Below are 19,678 nucleotides of genomic sequence, written 5' to 3' on the forward strand. Positions count from 1 at the left end.
CGTTCGGCAACTCCCCCGAGGGTCGCCGAACGGGCGTTTTGGGCCGCTCACTCTATCTGCAGGGCCCGTGCGACCCGTCTGCCCCCCGACGCGACGGATCGACTCCATGAGAGTGGCAGCCACTCATAAACGTTCGATGAACGTCCCTCCGGGCCTGGTCAGGCGGCGGCGGCAGGCTTGAGGAGATTGCGGACCTGAGCCGCTTCGGGCGCGCCCGCCTCCTCGTGGATCGACAGAGCCTCACGCCAGCAGGCCCGTGCGCGGTCGAGTTGTCCCAGGCCGACGAGAGACTCACCAAGCAGGGTCAGTACGTTGGCTCGCATCCACTCGCCACCGACACATCCAATGGCGAGCGCCTGTTCGGCGTGCTGGGCCGCCTGCCCGGCGTGGCGGTCCGCCAAGTAAACCTGGGCGACGCGGTAGTGCGTCGTTCCCTCCCACAGGCGCTGGCGGTTATCGGCGAAGATCCGAAGGGCGTCGTTCAGCTGCTCAAGCGCTTCCGAACGGCGATCCGCGTCACTCAGGGCGAGTCCGAGAGCGTACTTCGCGTTGGCCAGGCGGTACGTGACACCGAGGTCGCTGTATATGGCGATCCCCTGCTGAGCGAGATCAATCGACTTGGTGGTGCGCCCCATCGCGAGGAGGGCCCGAGACAGATTGCACAGGGCGCTTGCCTCGCTGTGACGGTTGCCGTCGGCGCGGAAGACGTCGATTGCCCGGCGCAGGTGCGTCTCGCTCACTGCCGGCTGGTTGATGCAGTTGTTGACGATCCCCTGTTCGTTAAGAGCGTTCCCGGTGGTCCACGGGTCTCCGGAGGTCGAGGCGAGCGCGGTGGCGTGCTCCAGCTCAACGGCGGCGTCGTCAAAGCGACCAACTTTGTTGAGTACTTGGGCAAGCGTCACGCGTGCCCGCCCTTCGGCAAGCGCGTCGCCTGCCGCGGCGGCGGCCTCGCACGCGGCGCGTGTCGCCATCTCGTACCGGTGCGAGATCGCCCCTGACTCCGCCAGGTCCTTCGCCGCGAGCAGTAGGTCCACAGCCCGTCGCAGGCTGTTCTTGCTCAGCGAATGCTGGACACACGCCAGGATGCAAGAGGCCTCCGCATGCAGCCAGTCAAATGCCTTGGTGCCGTCGGTGAAGTCCAGGCCGCCCCGGCCGGTCACTTCCAAATGGTCCGCGGTCCGGTCCCCCGGCCGCTCTATCGCATAGACCCGAGCCGCCGAGCCCAAGTAAAAGTCCAACAGCCGCGACATGGCCGCATCCCGCTCGCTCGGCGGCTGCTCATCCCGCTCCGCGCACGCACGCGCGTAGAGCCGGACCAGGTCGTGGTACCGGTACCGGCCCGGAGCCGCCGACTCGACCAAGGACGTGTCGACGAGGGACTCCAGGAGGTCTTCCGTCTCCTCGGTCGGCAGGTCGAGTACCGCAGCCGCGGCCGCCAGCGACAGGTCAGGGCCGTCCGCGAGCCCCAGCAACCGGAACGCCCGCGCCTGCGCCGGCTCCAGTTGGCCGTAGCCCAGTTCGAACGTCGCCTTCACCGCCAGGTCGCCCGCCTGGAGTTCGTCCAACCTGCGGCGCTCGTCCGCCAGCTTGGCGGCGAGCGTAGAGACCGTCCAGGTGCGGCGGGCCGCCAGGCGAGACGCGGCGATGCGGATCGCCAGCGGCAGGAAGCCGCACGCCGCCACCACGTCCAGCGCGGCCTTCCGCTCCGACTGGACCCGCTCCTCGCCCACGATTCGGGTGAAGAGGAGCAAGGCCTCCTCCGGCGACATCACGTCCAGGTCCACCAGGTGCGCGCCCGCCAGATCCACCATCCGGATACGGCTCGTCACCAGCGCGGCGCAGCCCTCCATGCCCGGAAGCAGCGGTCTCACCTGGGCCGCGTCCCGCGCGTTGTCCAGGACCACAAGCACCCTGCGGCCGTCCAGGACCGACCTGTACAGCGCCGAACGTTCCTCCAAGGAGTCCGGGATCGCCGAGTCCGCAGTGCCCAGAGCTCGGAGGAACGCGCCGAGGACCGTCTCCGGCTCCGCCGCCCGAGCGCCCGCCCCCTGCAGGTCCACGTACAGCTGGCCGTCCGGGAAGTGCGTGCGCGTCACGTGGGCGACATGGACCGCCAAGGTCGTCTTGCCCACGCCCCCGATTCCCGCCAGCGCCGAGACCGCCATCACCCGGCCCTCTGCCGAGGAGAGGATCTCGCTCAGTTCGGAGACGAAAGATGCCCTTCCCGTGAAGTCCGGGACCGTCGCCGGGAGCTGCGCCGGGCGGACCACCGCTGCCGCCGGCTCCGGGGCCGCCGCCGACGGTTCCGCAAGGGCCGGGTCCGCCTGCAGGATGCGTTGCTGCAGCTCCTTCAGGCCGGGGCGCGGGTCCACCCCCAGCTCGTCCGCCAGCAGGCGGCGCGTGTCCGCGTACACCGCAAGCGCCTCCGCCTGGCGCCCGCTGCGGTACAGCGCCAGCATCAGCAGCTCGCGCAGCCGCTCCCGCAGGGGATGCGCCGCCGTCAGCGCCGTCAGTTCCGAGACCGACTCCGCGTGGCAGCCGACCTCCAGGTCCATGTCCAGGCGGGATTCCAGCAGTTGGAGGCGCCATTCCTCCAGGCGTGCGCGCTGGGTTTCCGCGTACGGGCCCGGCACATTCGCCAGAGGTTCGCCGTCCCACAGGCTCAATGCCTTGTTCACCAGCGTGCGGGCCTGGCACAGGTCGGCCACGCCGCGTGCCTTCTCGGCCTCCGCCCACAGGTCCTCGGCGAGGGTGAGGTCGAGCGCGCCGTCGGCCACCACCACCGCGTAGCCGCCCGACTCGCTGACCAGGACGCCCGGCGGCAGCACCTTGCGCAGGCGGGATGCGTACGTGCGGACCGCCGCGAGGGCCTGGGACGGGGGTTCGTCGCCCCACAGGGCGTCGATCAGCTCCGATGCCGTGGCCGTGCGGCCGTCGCGCATGAGGAGGGCCGCGAGCAGGGCGCGCTGTTGCGGCGAGCCCATGGAGAGCTGCTCGGTGCCGAGCCACGCGCGTACAGGCCCGAGCACGCTGAACTGCGACGTCTGTTCGACCTCGGGGGTGCTCCCCGGGGCCGGACGCCGCTGCTCCGGTACTCGCGGTACACCGTCCATCGCTCCCCCTGCTGCCCTGCCGTGACCGGCCGTCGCCGTGCCTGGTTGTGCGTCGCGGGGCTGCCCTACCCGCGTTTGCCGTTCGTCTATCCGGATCGACGCCGGATCGACACCGGATGGAACCGGATCGGACCGGTTCCATCCGGTTCGGGTCCGGTTCATGGTTCTTGCTCCCCGCCAGTTTGCCTTGTTCATGGCGGATGCGTCAGCTCCGCGAGACGGCTCTCACAGGGTCCTCGCACTCCGGGCCGGGCAATCGACGGCGTACGACTAGCTGACGGGTCGTCAGATCAGCGCTACCGTGGTCGACATGGACACCACTGAGACCCTTCCGACGTTCCCGAGGATCATCTCGGTGGACGACCACACCGTTGAGCCCGCCCACGTCTGGCGGGACCGTCTCCCGGCGAAGTACCAGGACAGCGGGCCGCGCATCGTCCGTGCGCCCCTGAAGGAAATGACCTTTATGGGCGGGAAGTTCGCTCCGGTGATGGGGGCGAAGGGGGATGACGGGCCCATCGGCGACTGGTGGGTCTATGAAGACCTGCATCGGCCGCTCACTCGGCTCGACACCGCCGTCGGGTATGACCGTGACGAGATCAAGCTTGAGGTGATTACGTACGAGCAGATGCGGCCCGGGTCGTTCAGCGTCCCGGACCGGCTCGCCGACATGGACGTCAATCACGTCCAGTCCGCCCTCTGTTTCCCCACGTTTCCCCGTTTCTGCGGGCAGACCTTCACCGAGGCCAAGGACCGCGAGCTCGGGCTGCTCGGCGTGCGCGCGTACAACGACTGGATGGTGGAGGAATGGTGCGGTCCACAAGCGCGCGGCCGGCTCATCCCGCTCACCCTCATCCCGCTCTGGGACGCCGAGCTCGCCGCCGCCGAGGTGCGCAGGAACGCGGCGCGCGGCGTGCGTGCGGTCGCGTTCTCCGAGATACCGCCCCACCTGGGTCTTCCCTCCATCCACACCGACGAGTGGGACCCCTTCCTGCGGGCCTGCGACGAGACCGGCACCGTCATCGCCATGCACATCGGGTCGAGCAGCAAGATGCCGAGCACGTCGGCGGACGCGCCGCCGGCCGTGGGGTCGACCATCACCTTCGCCAACTGCTGTTTCTCGATGGTGGACTGGCTGATGAGCGGGAAGTTCGAGCGGTTTCCGAATCTCAAGATCATGTACGCGGAGGGGCAGATCGGGTGGATTCCGTACATCCTTGAGCGTGCGGATGTGGTGTGGGAGGAGAACCGGGGGTGGGGCGGGGTCGCCGACAAGGTGCACCGGCCGCCGTCCGAGCTGTTCACGGAGCATGTGTACGGGTGCTTCTTCGATGACGCCTTCGGGCTGAAGAACCTCGACTCGATCGGGGTCGGGAATGTTCTTTACGAGACCGACTATCCGCACTCCGACTCGACCTGGCCCAAGTCCCGGGAGGTGGGGGAGTCGCAGATGGGGCACCTCGCGCCGGACGTCATCGACCGGATCGTGCGGGGCAACGCCATCGAGCTGCTCGGGCTCACGAGTGATGGGTTGTGGGCCGCCGGAGCGTGATGCCGCGGCGGAGGGCCCGGCGTTCCCGTGGGGGAGGCCGGGCCCTTCTTCGTGCCCCATCCCGTGCCTGAAGGTTCGCCCCCACCCCTTGCCTGACGGTTCGTCAGCTACGACGATGTGTGCGTGTCGTCGGATATGACGGATCGTCAGATCTAGATGGGTGGGTGGGCTTCTCATGGCGCAGGGCTTTCCGCAAGGGCGACTCGTGTACGGGATGCAGCTCCCGATCCAGTCGCAGAGCGCTATGTACGCGGAGGCGTGGGAGGCGGACGCCACCACCGAGGATCTCGCCGAGATCGCCCGTGTCGCCGATCGCAGTGGTTTTGCGTATATCGCGAGCTGTGATCACGTGGCCATTCCGCGGAGGCTCGCGGAAGCCATGAGCACCATCTGGTACGACCCCGTGGCCACGCTCTCCTTCCTCGCCGGGATCACCGAGAACGTACGGCTGATGAGTCACGTCGCCGTCGTGGGCCTGAGGCATCCCCTCATCAGCGCCAAGCAGTACGCCACCCTTGACCGGCTCAGCGGCGGGCGGCTCGTCCTGGGGGTGGGGGCCGGGCACGTACAGGAGGAGTTCGAGGCGGTCGGGGCCGACTTCGAGCGGCGCGGGCCCGTCCTCGACGAGACCATCGATGCCTTGAAGGCCGCCCTCGGCCCGGACGAGTATCCCGAACACCACGGTGAGTACTACGACTTCGAGGGGCTCGGGCAGCAGCCGCGGCCCGTGCAGCCGCGCGTGCCGGTCTGGGTCGGCGGCTCGTCGCCCGCCGCCGTGCGCAGGGCCGCCGTGCGGGGCGACGGGTGGCTGCCGCAGGGCGACCCGCGCGACAAGCTGCCCGCGCAGATCGCCAGGCTCAGGCGGCTGCGGGAGGAGGCGGGGGTGCGGGACCCGATCACCGTGGGGGCCATCGCCGAGCCGCTGTATGTGGGGGAGCCGGCCTGGTCCGTGGGGCGGCGCACGCTGAGCGGGAAGCCGGACGCCCTCGCGGATTCGCTGCGTGCGTACGGGGCGATGGGCGTGCAGCAGATACAGGTGCGGTTCCGCTCGCGCAGCCGCGGTGAACTGACCGATCAGATGGCGGCGTTCGCCGCCGAAGTCGCTCCGCACCTGAACTGAGAAGTGGACTCCGCACCCCAACTGAGGAGACTGGCATGGGCAAGCTGGACGGGCGCGTCGTCATCGTCACCGGCGCGGCACGCGGACAGGGCGAGCAGGAGGCCCGGCTCTTCGCCGCCGAGGGGGCGAAGGTCGTCATCGGGGACGTGCTCGACGACCAAGGGGAGGCGCTCGCCAAGGAGTTGGGCGAGGAGTCGGCCCGGTATGTGCATCTCGACGTCAGTCAGGAGGCCGACTGGCAGTCCGCCGTGGGCGCCGCCAAGGACGCGTTCGGGAAGATCGACGGGCTCGTCAACAACGCCGGGATACTGCGGTTCAACGAGCTGGTCAGCACGCCGCTGGAGGAATTCCAGCAGGTGATCCAGGTCAACCAGGTGGGCTGCTTCCTGGGTATCCGCACCGTCGCCCCCGAGATCGGGGCGGCCGGCGGCGGCACCATCGTGAACACCGCCTCGTACACGGCGATGACCGGCATGGCCTATGTCGGCGCGTACGCCGCCACCAAGCACGCCATCCTCGGGCTCACCCGCGTCGCGGCGATGGAGCTCGCCGGGCAGGGCATCCGCGTCAACGCCGTCTGCCCGGGGGCCGTCGACACCCCGATGACGAACCCGGCGCAGCTCGACCCCACCGCCGATCCGACCGAGGCACGGGAGGCCGTCGCCGAGCTCTACAAGAAGCTCGTGCCGCTCGGGCGGATCGGGAAGCCCGAGGAGGTGGCCGCGCTCGCGCTCTTCCTCACCGGCGGGGACTCGGCGTACATCACCGGGCAGCCGTTCGTCATCGACGGCGGATGGCTGGCGGGGGTCAGCATTGTCTGACGATGCGTCAGTGCGGGGCGGTCGCGGGTATTGACGGTCCGTGCGACCGGTGGAACAGTCGACCCATCAAGATCTGACGGTGCGTCAGAAACTCCGTCGGAAACTCACGAGGATGGTGAACCTCCTTGGAATTCGGTCTCTTTGTACAGGGATACGTGCCCGCCAAGCGGGCCAAGGTCGACCCCGAAGCCGAGCACAAGGCGCTCATCGAGGAGACCGAGTACGTCATCCAGGCGGACAAGTCCGGGTTCAAGTACGCCTGGGCGTCCGAGCACCACTTCCTGGAGGAGTACTCGCACCTCTCCGCCAATGATGTCTTCCTCGGCTATCTCGCCCACGCGACCGACCGCATCCATCTGGGCTCCGGCATCTTCAACCCGCTGGCCCCGGTGAACCACCCGGTCAAGGTCGCCGAGAAGGTCGCCATGCTCGACCATCTCTCCGAAGGACGCTTCGAGTTCGGGTCGGGGCGCGGCGCCGGGTCGCACGAGATATTGGGCTTCATGCCGGGGATCACCGACATGAACCACACCAAGGAACTCTGGGAAGAGACCATCGCCGAGTTCCCCAAGATGTGGCTCCAGGACGAGTACGTCGGCTTCCAGGGCAAGCACTGGTCGCTGCCGCCGAGGAAGGTGCTTCCCAAGCCTTACGGGAAGTCCCACCCTGCTATGTGGTACGCCGCCGGGTCCCCGCCCTCGTACGCGATGGCCGGAAAGAAGGGGCTCGGGGTTCTGGGCTTCAGCGTGCAGAAGGTCTCCGACATGGAGTGGGTCCTCGAGTCGTACAAGACGGCCGTGAAGGACGCCGAGCCGGTCGGGGCCTTCGTCAACGACAACGTCATGGTGACGTCGACCGCGATCTGTGCGGAGACGCACAAGAAGGCGGTCGAGATCGCGGTGAGCGGGGGTCTCAATTACCTGCAGTCGCTGCTCTTCCGGTACCACGACACCTTCCCGCGGCCCGAGGGCATCCCGGAGTGGCCCGAGCTGCTTCCCGAGTACAGCGAGGAGATCATCGAGCTGCTCATCGCCGAGGAGCTGATGATCTGCGGCGACCCGGACGAGGTGCTGACGCAGTGCAAGCGGTGGGAGCAGGCGGGGGCCGATCAGCTGTCGTTCGGGCTGCCCATCGGGATCTCGCCGGAGGACACGAAGAACACGATCAAGCTGATCGGTGAGCATGTGATCCCGAAGATCGATACGGATCCTGTGCACCGCACTACGCGTATGCGGGGTGCCTCCGGCGGTTGAGCCGGCCCTTGTGACTGCCCCGGCCTTCCCTTCCCGGACGGAGGCCGGGGCTCCCCCCTTCGCCCTTCGGGCGCGTCCTCAAGCGCCGGACGGGCTTGATCTTCTCCCACCCACCCACCCGTTTACCCCGAAGGGGGACTCGTACCGTCATGCTTGATCACCTCATCAAGGGCGCGACCGTCGTCGACGGGACCGGAGCCCCCGCACGCGTCGCCGACGTAGGCATCCGGGGCGGGCGCATAGCCGTCATCGCCGAACCCGGCACCGTCACCGAGTCGGCCGCGACCAGCGAAGACGCCCAAGGGCGCGTCCTCGCCCCCGGGTTCGTCGATCCGCATACGCACTACGACGCCCAGCTGTTCTGGGATCCGTACGCCACGCCCTCCCTCAACCACGGCGTCACCACCGTCGCCGGCGGCAACTGCGGCTTCACTCTTGCCCCGTTGAACCCGGCACGCCCCGAAGACGCCGACTACACACGGCGGATGATGTCCAAGGTCGAGGGCATGTCGCTCGTCGCGCTCGAAGAGGGCGCGCCCTGGTCGTGGAGCTCGTTCGGGGAGTATCTCGACGCCCTGGAGGGGCGCGTCGCCGTCAACGCGGGCTTCATGGTGGGGCACTGCGCACTGCGCCGGTACGTCATGGGCGCGGACGCGGTCGGCGGTCAGCCGACCCCCGCGCAGTTGGAGGAGATGCTGAGCCTGTTCCACGACGCCATGGACGCCGGCGCCTGGGGGCTCTCCACCACCCAGTCCTCCACCCACTCCGACGGCGACGGGCAGCCAGTCGCATCCCGGCACGCGAAGCCCGATGAGCTGCTCGCGCTCAGCCGGGCCGTCGCCGAGCACGAGGGAACGCAGCTCGAAGCCATCGTCGCGGGGTGCCTGGACCAGTTCAGCGACGACGAGATCGACCTCTTCGTCGACATGAGCGCGGCCGCCGGGCGGCCGCTCAACTGGAACGTCCTCACCATCGACTCCGCCGTGCCCGAGCGCGTGCCGCGCCAGCTGATCCCCAGCGAGCGCGCCCGCAAGGCGGGCGGCCGCATCGTCGCCCTCACCATGCCGATCCTCACCCCCATGAACATGTCCCTCGGTACCTTCTGCGCCCTGAATCTGATCCCCGGATGGGGAGACGTCCTAGGCCTGCCCGTTCCCGAGCGCATCGCCAAGCTGCGTGACCCGGACGTCAGGGCCGAGATGCTGCGGCGCGCCGACAGCAAGGAGGCGGGGGTCTTCCGGCGGCTCGCGCACTTCGACCGGTACGTCATCGGGGACACGTACTCGAAGGAGAACGAAGGGCTGACGGGGCGGGTCGTCCGGGACATCGCCGCCGAGCGCGGCCAGGAGCCCTTCGAGTGCCTCGTCGAGATCTGCGCCAACGACGATCTGCGTACGGTCCTGTGGCCCATGCCCTCCGACAACGACCCCGAATCGTGGACCCTGCGCCAGGAGGCCTGGCAGCACGAGGACGTCATGCTGGGCGGCTCCGACGCGGGCGCGCACCTGGACCGGATGTGCGGCGCCCCGTACACGACGCGGTTCATCGGGGACTGTCTGCGGGGCCGCAAGCTGGTCGGTCTTGAGGAGGCGGTGAAGATGCTCACCGACGATCCCGCCCGGCTCTTCGGGCTGCGGGACCGCGGGCGCATCCAGGAGGGCTTCCACGCCGACCTCGTCCTCTTCGACCCCGAGCGCATCGACGCGGGCAAGGCGACCCTGGTGCACGATCTGCCGGGGGACAGTCCGCGCCTCGACTCGAAGGCGATCGGCATCAACGCGGTGTGGGTCAACGGAGTCGAGACCATCCGTGAGGACCAGGTGACGGGCGCGACCCCCGGCACGGTGCTCCGGTCGGGCCGGGACACCAGGACGGTGAGCACCAATTGAATCCTCCCCCCGCAGAAGCAGAGGGATTCCTGGCTCACGCCGCCTGGAGGTCAACGACCCGACAGGTCTTCCGCGATCAGCACCAGCCGGGTTGAAACCAGCCCGGGTTCGTGCAAAAAGTTTGGAGGTGCATGTGCTGTCTTGGCTCTCGATCAGCACGGCGTACGCGCTTGGCTCTCGCAACGCACGCCGGTCGGTTTACCCGATCGGAGGTATCCAGTGACCTCCGAACTCCCCCGCGAGCAGCGGCTGTTCATCGGCGGCGATTGGGTCGAGCCGGACGGCGGCCACTACGAGGTGATCAACCCGGCGACCGAGGGCGTCGTCGGGCTCGCCCCCGAGGCGAGCCGCGCGCAGGTGCACGAGGCGGCGACCGCGGCCCGCGAGGCCTTCGCCACCTGGTCGCGCACGACACCCGAGGAGCGGGCCACGGTCCTCGACCGGGCCGCGGAGATCATGCAGCGCGATTTCGCGTCGTACGCCGAACTCGCCCAGGCCGAGAGCGGCGCGACGACCGGGACGGCGCGCGGGATGCAGGTCGCGGTGTCGGTGGCGCGCTTCAAGCGGTACGCGAAGGGGGCCTTGGAGCCGGTCGAGACGGCTCTCCCTCCGCAGATCAGTGAAGCCGGGCCGATGGGCAAGGCGGGCGTCCTCGGGGCGCTCGCCGTGCGCCAGCCGGTGGGCGTCGTCACCTGCATCACCTCGTACAACAACCCCTGGGCCAATCCCGCGGGCAAGGTCGCGCCCGCCCTGGCCATGGGCAACACGGTCGTGGTGAAGCCCGCACCGCAGGACCCGCTTTCGGTGTACCGGATGGCGGCCGCGCTGGAGGAGGCGGGAGCGCCGGCGGGCGTGGTGAACGTGGTGTCGGGGGCGCGCCCGGAGGTCGGGGAGGCGGCCGTCGACTCGCGGGACGTCGACATGGTCAGCTTCACCGGCTCGACGTCGGTCGGACAGCGCATCGCCGAGGTGTGCGGCCGCGACATGAAGCGGCAGCTGATGGAGCTGGGCGGCAAGGGCGCGGCGCTCGTCTTCGACGACGCGGACCTGGACGCGGCGGTGGCGGGGATAGGGACGACGTTCGCCTTCTACAGCGGACAGATCTGCACGGCCCCGACGCGAGTGATCGCGCATCGGGCGATCCACGACGACCTCATCGAGAAGCTGAAGGGCTACATCGGCTTCATGAAGGTCGGCGATCCGCGGGAGAAGGGGACGATCGTCGGCCCGGTGATCTCGTCCGCGCACCGGGACCGCATCGAGTCGTACGTGGAGCTGGGCCGCAAGGAGGGTGCGCGGGTGGTGGCGGGCGGCGAGCGCCCGGCGTTCGACCGAGGCTTCTACGTCGCCCCGACGCTGCTCGCGGACTGCACGAACGACATGCGGGTGGTGAGGGAGGAGATCTTCGGCCCGGTGGTCGTGGTGGTCCCCTTCGACGAGGAGGAGGAAGGCATCGCCCTCGCCAACGACAGCGACTACGGCCTCATCGACTACGTCTGGTCGGCGGACGTGGCCCGCGCCTTCCGGGTCGCGCGGCGGCTGCGGGCGGGCGGGGTCGGCGTGAACACCATCGGGCGGAACATGGAGGCGCCGTTCGGGGGGTTCAAGAAGAGCGGGGTGGGCCGGGACGTGGGGTCGTACGCGCTGCACGCGTACAGCGAGCTGCAGTCGATTGTCTGGCCCGGATGAGCCCATAAACGGGCGATATCGCAATGAAACGGGCGCCAGTGTCTCGCGAATAGTCCCTTATGTGAAGTGTGAGATGACGCTCGGGAAAATTTTGAAACGGGTCAAAACGGACAGTGCTGCGGTTCCCGCATATCGGACGGCCCGAGATTTGCCTGGTAATAGCTGACGGATTCGATTGAGCGGTCAATCAATCGATGGCGCTTGCCCGATTCATCCATCGATTGGAAGCCGAAAGATCCGGACCTCATCCCTCCGGATGTGGAAACCGCAGGACTTAACGTCCTGTTCATGAGCCAGTTGGACGTACGGCCCCAGGCCGGAGACACGGTAAGCGGCGCCCCCGACGGGGGCGTACGCGCCAAAGGCCTCGGCGGGAACTCCGTGGGCCTCATGGGCAGCGCCGTCATCGGCATCTCGACCGTCGCCCCCGTCTACTGCCTGACCTCGACCCTCGGCTCCACAGCCGGCGAGGTCGGTCTGGCCATGCCCGCGGTCTTCCTCGCGGGCTTCCTGCCGATGCTCCTGGTGGCCTTCGCCTACCGCGAGCTCAACAAGGCCATGCCCGACTGCGGCACATCCTTCACCTGGACCGTCAAGGCCTTCGGCCCGCGGATCGGCTGGATGTGCGGCTGGGGCCTGGTCATCGCGACGATCATCGTCCTCTCGAACCTGGCAGGCGTCGCGACCTCGTACTTCTGGCTCCTGGCGGGCGAAATCACCAGCAGCGACTCCGTCGCCGCCCTGGACGACAACAAGGCCGTCCATATCCTCACGTGCCTCGCCCTGATCGCGGCGGCCACGGCCATCAGCTATCGGGGGATGACGGCTACCAAGGGGGTGCAGTACGCGCTGGTCGGCTTGCAGCTGGTCGTACTCGCGATCTTCGTGGTGATGGCGTTCCAGAAGGCGGGCAGCCCGGACTTCCCGATGTCGGCCGACTTCTCCTGGTCGTGGCTGAACCCGTTCGCGGTCAAGTCGTTCTCCTCCTTCACCGCGGGCCTCTCGCTCGCGATCTTCATCTACTGGGGCTGGGACGCCTGTCTGGCCGCCAACGAGGAGACGACCGGCAGCGACAAGACCCCCGGTCGCGCCGCACTCATCGCGATGGTCGTCCTCGTCGGCTCCTACCTCGCGACGGCTGTCGCCGCGCAGATGGTGGTGGGCTCGGGCACCAAGGGCCTCGGCCTCGCCAACCCCGACACCTCCGACAACGTCTTCGCCGTACTGGCCGGCCCGGTGATGGGTCCGACGCTCGGCATCCTGCTCTTCGTCGCGGTACTCGCGTCGGCTGCGGCCAGCCTGCAGACGACGTTCATCCCGGTGGCCCGCACGGTCCTCGCGATGTCCGCGTACGAGGCGCTCCCGAAGTCGTACTCGCGCGTCCACCCGCGCTTCAAGACTCCCGGCCGCGCGACGGTCATGGCGGGCATCGCGACCGCCGTCTTCTACACGGTCATGACGCTGGTCTCCGAGCACGTCCTGGTCGACACGATCTACGCGCTCGGCCTCATGATCTGCTTCTACTACGCGCTGACGGCCTTCGCCTGTGTGTGGTACTTCCGCCGTGAACTTCTCGGCTCCGTGCGCGACTTCGTCTTCAAGGGCCTGCTCCCGGCACTCGGCGGCATCCTGCTGACCGGCGTCTTCACCAAGACCCTGATCGACATGTGGAACCCGGAGTACGGCAGCGGCTCCTCGGTCTTCGGTGTCGGCTCGGTCTTCGTGATCGGCGTGGGCCTGCTGCTCCTCGGCGTGGTGATCATGCTGGTGATGGGCCGCAAGAGCCCGGCGTTCTTCCGGGGTGAGGTACTGAAGCGCGACACCCCGGCACTGGTCGTCGCGGACTGACCCTCCAGTTCGCCCTGGAGGGTCTGTGCGCCGTGCTCGTCGTCTAGTCGCGGCCCAGGAAGATCGGGTTCGTGAAGGCAGCCAGTGGGCCCGGCAGGCCCGTCACCACGGGGGCGTGGCGGACCTCCGCGCGGACGTACGCCGCGTACGAGGCCGTCGTCTGCCACTGTGCCGTGCCTGTTCCCGATTCAGGGAGGGCCGGGGATGTGAAGAGGGTGCCCTGGTCCGTCACGAAGCGGATCGTGCAGCCGGGGGCGCCCGTCACGTCGAGGCGGATCGTCACCGGGGCTTCGGGGGTGACGGGGAGGCGTTCGCCGATGCCTGCCTGTTTGCCCTTGCCGCCCGTCGCCGTGAACTTCAGCGATACGTTCTTGGATTCGGCCACGTAGCTGTGGCCCGCGCGGATGCCGGCCTGGATGGCCTCGCGGGTCAGGTCGTCGGCGAGGACGACCGTCTGCGGGGAGCCGACGGGGTCGGGGTCGCGGTGGGCGTCGCTGTTGCCCATGGCGGGGATCCATGGCTTCCGGCCGCGTACGGCCGCGACGAGGGTGCTGTCCCAGTCGGCCAGCGAGACCTCGTCGTCCGGGGTGTACGCGCCGTTCCACACCTCCACCGCGTCCGCCTCGCCGAAGCCGAACTTCCAGTTGCAGCCGACGCAGGTGGCGTGCGGGTGGGCGGGGACGACCAGGCCGCCCGCGTCGCGGATCTCGCGGGCGTACTTGCCGAAGCGGTTGTCCCGGGCGCGGTAGCGCCAGTCGACGAACGTGCCGGGGTCCGTGCCGAGGGCGACCACGTGGCCGTTGCGGGTCGTCACCTCCTCGCCCAGCATGATCAGTAGGTCGTCGCCTGCCTGGTCCGCCCAATGGGGGTGTGCCGAGTGCGTGTTGTGGTCTGAGGAGTTGATGAAGTCCAGGCCCGCCGCGCGCGCGAGCGACGCGATCTCGGCCGGGGTGCGCCTGCCGTCCGAGTACCAGGAGTGGAGGTGGCAGTCGCCGCGGTACCAGGCGCGGCCCCGCCCCTTCGCTCGGTCCGGTGGGTAGACGGGCTTCGGTGTCTTGCCCGGCTCCCCGTACTTGAGGGTGATCGTCACCTCGTAGGGGAGGCCCTGCGGGGCGACCGTGTACGGGCCGAGCGCGATGTTCCAGGTGCCGGCCTTGACCGGGCCCGGGATGTAGCCGGGGGTCGCGTCGTCGGCGCGGATGAAGAACTCCGTGCGTGCGCCGCCCGACCAGCCGCGGAAGCCCTTGCCGCCGAGCGCGGTGCCGCGCTGGTCGAAGACGCCGATGTCGAGCGCGTTGTTCTGGGTGCCCGCCGGGACCGTCGCCTTCTCGTACTTGTACGCGACGTGGATCTCCCGTACGCCGTCCGGGACTTCGACCGGCAGATAGACGAAGTCGGGCGACCCGGTGGGCAGCGTGCCGCGCACCACCTTGGTCTCGTCGGCACTTCCGGATTCCCGCCCTGCGGCGTTCGCGAAGCTCACGCTGTTCAACGTAAGCGCGGCGGCGGCTCCCGTCACGAGGAGTCCGCGCCGGTTCAGGGGTGTGTCGGTGGCTCTGCTGCGGTGGTGTAGCTCGTCCTCGCACATGTGGCGGCTCCCCAGGGTGTCGGATGAGACTGCAGGGCAACCCTGGTATTCAGCCGTGAACTTCCCGGCAAGGGAAGGCAATTGACAGACTTACGGGTGGTGTCGGGCGTGCGCGCAGCGGTGCCTAGGCTTTCGCGCCCGCCTTCCGCAGCACCGTGGCCGTCTCCTCGTGAGGGCCTTGCAGCGCCCAGTACAGCGGGGTGTTCCCGCTGCCCCGGTCCTCGCGGAGGTTGGGGTCGGCGCCGTGCGCGAGGAGTTCGTGGACTGCTTCGGTGTAGCCCCAGCACGCCGCCCCGCACAGGGGCGTGCCCTGGTCGCCGTGGCCGCTCTCCGTGTCGGGGTCGGCGCCTGCCGCGAGGAGCGCGCGGACGATGGGGGCGTTGCCCTGGACGGAGGCGATGTAGAGGGGGGTCGAGCCGTCGGGGTCGGGGGTGCGCGGGTCGGCGCCCGCGCGCAGCAGCGATTCCACCTCGGTGGGGAGGCCGAGCAGCGCGGCCCGGACCAGGCGTTTCGTCAGCTTCTTGCGGCGCCTTCCGTTCATGGGGGTCAGGTTAGGTCGGAGGGGCGCGTGCGGGCGTATGAATTTCGGCTCCCCCGTGCGGCGGAGGCGCGGGGCGCGGAGTCGGCTCGTACGCCGATGTGGGCGGCGTGCCTGCCTCGGCAGCATGGGCCGCATGATGAAGCTGAGCGCACTGCCGGACGTCCCCCGCTGGGCCGTGATCGCCGCCCACGCCGTCCCTCTGGCCACCCTGCCCTCCGGCCTGTGGCGGGTCGCCCTGGCCACGGGGCTGCCGGTGGCCAAGGATCCGTTCCCCGGCGGGTGGCAGACGGTGTACGTGCTGGGGCTCAGCGTCGTCGCGGAGTGCCTGGCCCTGCTGACCCTCGGCCTGGTGCGGGGGTGGGGCGAGGTCGTACCGGGGTGGGTGCCGCTGCTCGGCGGGCGCAGGGTGCGGACGATGGCGGCGGTGGTTCCGGCGTCGCTGGGGGCGGCGGGGCTGCTGGGGCTCCTGGGCTGGTCGTTCTACGCCCACATGGCGGGCCTGGGCTCGGGGGCCACCGACACCCCGGTCCAGGAGGCGATCCTCGTCGCCTGCTATCTGCCGCTCCTCGCGTGGGCCCCGCTGCTGATCGCGGTGACGGTCGCGTACTACCGGCGGCGGACGGGTCACACGGGCGCGGCATGGACTCCTGCGCCGATGACGGCTAGTAAGTGAGCCCCGCCCCCCCCGCTGACCGGAGGCCGACCCATGCGAGTAGCCGCCACGATCTACCTCACCGACGAGACCATCACCCCGATCCGCCTCGCCCAGGAACTGGAGCAGCGGGGCTTCGCGGGGCTCTACCTCCCCGAGCACTCCCACATCCCCGTGCCCCGCGAAACCCCCTACCCCGGCGGTGAATTCCCGCCCGAGTGTGCCCGCATGCTCAACCCCTTCGTCGCCCTCGCGCAGGCCGCCGCCGTCACCCGGACCCTCTGCCTCGGCACGAACATCACGCTCGTCGGGCAGCACGACCCCATCGACCTCGCCAAGCAGATCGCCACCCTCGACCATCTCTCCGGCGGCCGTTTCACCCTCGGCATCGGCTACGGCTGGAACCGCGAGGAGGCCGCCGACCACGGAGTCCACTGGCCCACCCGGCGCGCCCTCGTGCGGGACCGGATGGCGGTCATGCGGGCCCTCTGGGACGGTCAACCCACCGCCTACGAGGGCGAGTTCGCGAGCGTGCGAGCCAGTGACGTACACCCGAAGCCACAGCTCACCCCCCGCGAGCGCAAGCAAGGCCCGCCCCTGCACGGCCCCCGCACCCTCATCGGCGGCGCCGCAGGCCCCAAGCTCTTCGCGCACATCGCGGAGTACGCCGACGGCTGGCTGCCCATCGGCGGCGGTGGCCTGCGCGAGTACCTGCCGGCGCTCCGGGAGGCATGGGCGGACGCGGGCCGCCCGCCCGGTGACCTGTACGTCGCCCTCTCGGCGGTCGAGCCGACCCCCGGCAAGCTCGCCCACTACGCCGACCTCGGCGTCGACGAAGTCATCGTTCAGCTGCCCGCAGGCGAGGAGGCCGACGTGCTGGAGGCGCTCGACGGATTCCAGCGATACGTGCACCTCACACCGGCCGCCGGAAACCAGCACTGACCTGTGGCTGTTTCTGTCGGCGCCCGCTCGTATGCTCGGAGCCATGACCAACAGCGCGCCGCAGGACCCAGCACCTAAGGACCCAGCACCGCAGGAGCCGGCCCGACCCACCGCCAACGCCATGCGCCGCGCCCTCAAGCGCGCCAGGGACGGCGTCGCGCTCGACACCGCCGAGGCCGCCGTGCTGCTCCAGGCGCGCGGGGACGACCTCAAGGATCTCGCCGCGTCCGCCGCGCGGGTGCGTGACGCGGGGCTCGCGGCGGCGGGGCGGCCCGGCGTCATCACGTACTCGAAGAAGGTCTTCATCCCGCTGACGCGGCTGTGCCGGGACAAGTGCCACTACTGCACGTTCGTCACTGTCCCCGGCAAGCTGCGCCGCGAGGGGCACGGCATGTTCCTGTCGCCGGACGAGGTGATCGACATCGCCCGCCGCGGTGCCGAACTGGGCTGCAAGGAAGCCCTGTTCACGCTCGGCGACCGGCCCGAGTACCGCTGGCCCGAGGCGCGCGAGTGGCTGGAGGCGGAGGGGTACGACGACACGCTCGCGTATGTGCGCGCGATGGCGATCCGCGTCCTCGAAGAGACGGGGCTGCTCCCGCACCTCAACCCCGGCGTCATGACCTGGACCGACCTCCAGCGGCTCAAGCCCGTCGCGCCCTCCATGGGCATGATGCTGGAGACGACGGCGACGCGGCTGTGGAGCGAGCCGGGCGGTCCGCACCACGGGTCGCCCGACAAGGAGCCGTCCGTGCGGCTGCGGGTGCTCGAAGACGCAGGGCGCTCCAACGTTCCCTTCACGACCGGCATCCTCATAGGGATCGGTGAGACGTACGAGGAGCGTGCGGACTCCGTATTCCGGCTGCGCTCGACGCAGCGTTCGTACCACGGCATCCAGGAAGTCATCGTCCAGAACTTCCGTGCCAAGCCGGACACGGCGATGCGCGGCATGCCGGACGCCGAGCTGGAAGAGCTCGCCGCGTGCATCGCGGTGGCCCGGCACATCCTCGGCCCGAGCGCCCGCATCCAGGCCCCGCCGAACCTGGTGGACGCGGAGTACGCGCTGCTCATCGGCGCGGGCATCGACGACTGGGGCGGCGTGTCGCCCCTCACGCCCGACCATGTGAACCCGGAGCGGCCCTGGCCGCACATCGACGAGCTGGCTGAGAAGACCGCCGAGTCGGGCTTCACGCTGCGCGAACGGCTCACGATCTACCCGGAGTTCATCCAGCGCGGCGAGCCCTGGCTCGACCCGCGCCTCCTTCCTCACGTACGCGCGCTCGTCGACCCGGAGACGGGCCTGGCGAACGCGGACGCACGCCCCGCCGGACTGCCCTGGCAGGAGCCCGACGAGGGGTACGTCGCCTCATCCGGCCGCACCGACCTGCACCGCACCATCGACACGACGGGGCGCACCTCCGACCGGCGCGACGACTTCGACGAGGTGTACGGCGACTGGGACGCGCTGCGCGAGCAGGCCGCGCCCGGCATGGTCCCGTCCCGCATCGACGGCGACGTGCGGGCTGCTTTGAAGACGGCCGCCGACGACCCGACGCGCCTGACGGACGCGCAGGCGCTGACGCTGCTGCACGCGGACGGGCCCGCGCTCGACGCGCTGTGCGGCATCGCGGACGACGTACGCAAGTCGGTGGTCGGCGACGACGTGACGTACATCGTCACGCGGAACATCAACTTCACGAACGTCTGCTACACGGGCTGCCGTTTCTGCGCCTTCGCCCAGCGCAGGACCGACGCGGACGCGTACACGCTCTCCCTGGACCAGGTCGCCGACCGCGCCCAGCAGGCCTGGGAGGTCGGCGCCACCGAGGTGTGCATGCAGGGCGGCATCCACCCGGACCTGCCCGGCACGGCGTACTTCGACATCGCGCGGGCCGTGAAGGAGCGCGTGCCGGGCATGCATGTGCACGCCTTCTCGCCGATGGAGGTCGTCAACGGCGCGACGCGCACGGGCCTTTCGATACGTGACTGGCTCAGCGCCGCCAAGGAGGCGGGCCTGGACTCGATCCCCGGCACGGCCGCCGAGATACTCGACGACGAGGTGCGCTGGGTCCTGACGAAGGGCAAGCTGCCGACGGCGACGTGGATCGAGGTGGTGAAGACGGCCCACGAGCTGGGCATCCGCTCCTCGTCCACGATGATGTACGGACATGTGGACCAGCCGAGGCACTGGCTCGGGCACTTCCGCACGCTGGCTGCCATTCAGCAAGAGACCGGTGGCTTCACGGAGTTCGTGACGCTCCCCTTCATCCATACGAACGCGCCGGTGTATCTGGCGGGCATCGCGCGCCCAGGGCCGACCAGCCGCGACAACCGCGCGGTGATCGCGATGGCGAGGCTCCTGCTCCACCCGCACATCCCGAACATCCAGACCAGCTGGGTGAAGCTGGGCACGGAGGGTGCGGCGGAGATGCTGCGCTCGGGCGCGAACGACCTGGGCGGCACGCTGATGGAGGAGACCATCTCCCGGATGGCGGGCTCCAGTTACGGCTCGTACCGCTCGGTGAAGGATCTTGTCGCGATCGCGGAGGAGGCGGGGCGCCCGGCCAAGCCGCGGACGACGCTGTACGGAGAGGTGCCGCGGGAGCGGCAGGAGGCGGCCGCCGCGTCGGACGGCCACCTCCCGGAGCTGCTTCCCGTGCTGGACTGACTACG

The 19,678-nt window shown here is 69.6% G+C and carries 13 protein-coding genes; 10 read left to right on the plus strand and 3 right to left on the minus strand.

Annotated features, from left to right (window positions below):
• Window positions 1–158 precede the first annotated feature (158 nt).
• The gene (locus OG453_RS06670) at window positions 159–3,113 is read right to left on the minus strand and encodes a BTAD domain-containing putative transcriptional regulator (RefSeq protein ID WP_266865451.1); all 2,955 of its coding nucleotides are present in this window, start codon (window positions 3,111–3,113) and stop codon (window positions 159–161) included.
• 310 nt (window positions 3,114–3,423) lie between these two features.
• Between OG453_RS06670 and OG453_RS06675 the strand changes: the two genes are divergently transcribed.
• The 7 genes from OG453_RS06675 to OG453_RS06705 all read left to right on the plus strand — a co-directional run bounded on the left by OG453_RS06675 (window position 3,424) and on the right by OG453_RS06705 (window position 13,285).
• Window positions 3,424–4,665: an amidohydrolase family protein gene (locus tag OG453_RS06675; protein WP_266865453.1), complete on the plus strand. Its 1,242-nt coding sequence runs from the start codon at window positions 3,424–3,426 to the stop codon at window positions 4,663–4,665.
• 175 nt (window positions 4,666–4,840) lie between these two features.
• A complete protein-coding gene (locus OG453_RS06680) occupies window positions 4,841–5,785 on the plus strand; it encodes an LLM class F420-dependent oxidoreductase (RefSeq protein ID WP_266865454.1) in 945 nt (314 codons plus the stop codon).
• Window positions 5,786–5,820: 35 nt separating this feature from the next.
• The gene (locus tag OG453_RS06685; protein WP_266865455.1) at window positions 5,821–6,606 is read left to right on the plus strand and encodes an SDR family NAD(P)-dependent oxidoreductase; all 786 of its coding nucleotides are present in this window, start codon (window positions 5,821–5,823) and stop codon (window positions 6,604–6,606) included.
• A gap of 125 nt (window positions 6,607–6,731) precedes the next feature.
• Entirely contained in the window at window positions 6,732–7,859 is a 1,128-nt protein-coding gene (locus OG453_RS06690; protein ID WP_266865456.1) for an LLM class flavin-dependent oxidoreductase, read from the plus strand.
• Window positions 7,860–8,008: 149 nt separating this feature from the next.
• Window positions 8,009–9,748 (plus strand): amidohydrolase family protein, encoded by a 1,740-nt coding sequence (locus OG453_RS06695; RefSeq protein ID WP_266865457.1) that lies wholly within the window; start codon window positions 8,009–8,011, stop codon window positions 9,746–9,748.
• Between the two features lie 219 nt (window positions 9,749–9,967).
• On the plus strand, window positions 9,968–11,437 hold the full coding sequence (locus tag OG453_RS06700; protein ID WP_266865458.1) for an aldehyde dehydrogenase family protein: 1,470 nt from the start codon (window positions 9,968–9,970) through the stop codon (window positions 11,435–11,437).
• 288 nt (window positions 11,438–11,725) lie between these two features.
• Window positions 11,726–13,285, plus strand: a complete 1,560-nt coding sequence (locus OG453_RS06705; RefSeq protein WP_266865460.1) for an APC family permease — start codon at window positions 11,726–11,728, stop codon at window positions 13,283–13,285.
• Window positions 13,286–13,328: 43 nt separating this feature from the next.
• On the opposite strand, the gene OG453_RS06710 is transcribed toward OG453_RS06705, so the two are convergent.
• Together OG453_RS06710 and OG453_RS06715 are read right to left on the minus strand one after the other, a co-directional pair.
• Window positions 13,329–14,873 carry a CehA/McbA family metallohydrolase gene (locus tag OG453_RS06710; RefSeq protein WP_266865462.1) on the minus strand — a complete coding sequence of 515 codons (1,545 nt, stop codon included), beginning with the start codon at window positions 14,871–14,873 and terminating at the stop codon, window positions 13,329–13,331.
• Window positions 14,874–14,997: 124 nt separating this feature from the next.
• Window positions 14,998–15,414 (minus strand): ankyrin repeat domain-containing protein, encoded by a 417-nt coding sequence (locus OG453_RS06715; RefSeq protein WP_266865464.1) that lies wholly within the window; start codon window positions 15,412–15,414, stop codon window positions 14,998–15,000.
• A gap of 133 nt (window positions 15,415–15,547) precedes the next feature.
• Between OG453_RS06715 and OG453_RS06720 the strand changes: the two genes are divergently transcribed.
• From OG453_RS06720 to OG453_RS06730, 3 genes are read left to right on the plus strand one after another with little or no spacing between them, the layout of a single operon-like run.
• Complete coding sequence (locus tag OG453_RS06720) at window positions 15,548–16,087, plus strand: hypothetical protein (protein ID WP_266865466.1); 540 nt, start codon at window positions 15,548–15,550, stop codon at window positions 16,085–16,087.
• Window positions 16,088–16,120: 33 nt separating this feature from the next.
• Window positions 16,121–17,008, plus strand: a complete 888-nt coding sequence (locus tag OG453_RS06725) for an LLM class F420-dependent oxidoreductase (RefSeq protein ID WP_266865468.1) — start codon at window positions 16,121–16,123, stop codon at window positions 17,006–17,008.
• A 43-nt stretch (window positions 17,009–17,051) separates the two neighbouring features.
• On the plus strand, window positions 17,052–19,673 hold the full coding sequence (locus tag OG453_RS06730) for a bifunctional FO biosynthesis protein CofGH (RefSeq protein ID WP_266865470.1): 2,622 nt from the start codon (window positions 17,052–17,054) through the stop codon (window positions 19,671–19,673).
• The last annotated feature ends 5 nt before the right edge of the window (window positions 19,674–19,678 follow it).

The sequence above is a fragment of the Streptomyces sp. NBC_01381 genome (assembly GCF_026340305.1).
Taxonomy (GTDB): domain Bacteria; phylum Actinomycetota; class Actinomycetes; order Streptomycetales; family Streptomycetaceae; genus Streptomyces.

Coding starts and splice junctions, on each gene's coding strand:
- OG453_RS06720 (WP_266865466.1), top strand. CDS start 15,548: ATGATGAAGCTGAGCGCACTGCCGGACGTCCCCCGCTGGGCCGTGATC.
- OG453_RS06710 (WP_266865462.1), bottom strand. CDS start 14,873: ATGTGCGAGGACGAGCTACACCACCGCAGCAGAGCCACCGACACACCC.
- OG453_RS06730 (WP_266865470.1), top strand. CDS start 17,052: ATGACCAACAGCGCGCCGCAGGACCCAGCACCTAAGGACCCAGCACCG.
- OG453_RS06705 (WP_266865460.1), top strand. CDS start 11,726: ATGAGCCAGTTGGACGTACGGCCCCAGGCCGGAGACACGGTAAGCGGC.
- OG453_RS06670 (WP_266865451.1), bottom strand. CDS start 3,113: ATGGACGGTGTACCGCGAGTACCGGAGCAGCGGCGTCCGGCCCCGGGG.
- OG453_RS06725 (WP_266865468.1), top strand. CDS start 16,121: ATGCGAGTAGCCGCCACGATCTACCTCACCGACGAGACCATCACCCCG.
- OG453_RS06675 (WP_266865453.1), top strand. CDS start 3,424: ATGGACACCACTGAGACCCTTCCGACGTTCCCGAGGATCATCTCGGTG.
- OG453_RS06715 (WP_266865464.1), bottom strand. CDS start 15,414: ATGAACGGAAGGCGCCGCAAGAAGCTGACGAAACGCCTGGTCCGGGCC.
- OG453_RS06685 (WP_266865455.1), top strand. CDS start 5,821: ATGGGCAAGCTGGACGGGCGCGTCGTCATCGTCACCGGCGCGGCACGC.
- OG453_RS06695 (WP_266865457.1), top strand. CDS start 8,009: ATGCTTGATCACCTCATCAAGGGCGCGACCGTCGTCGACGGGACCGGA.
- OG453_RS06680 (WP_266865454.1), top strand. CDS start 4,841: ATGGCGCAGGGCTTTCCGCAAGGGCGACTCGTGTACGGGATGCAGCTC.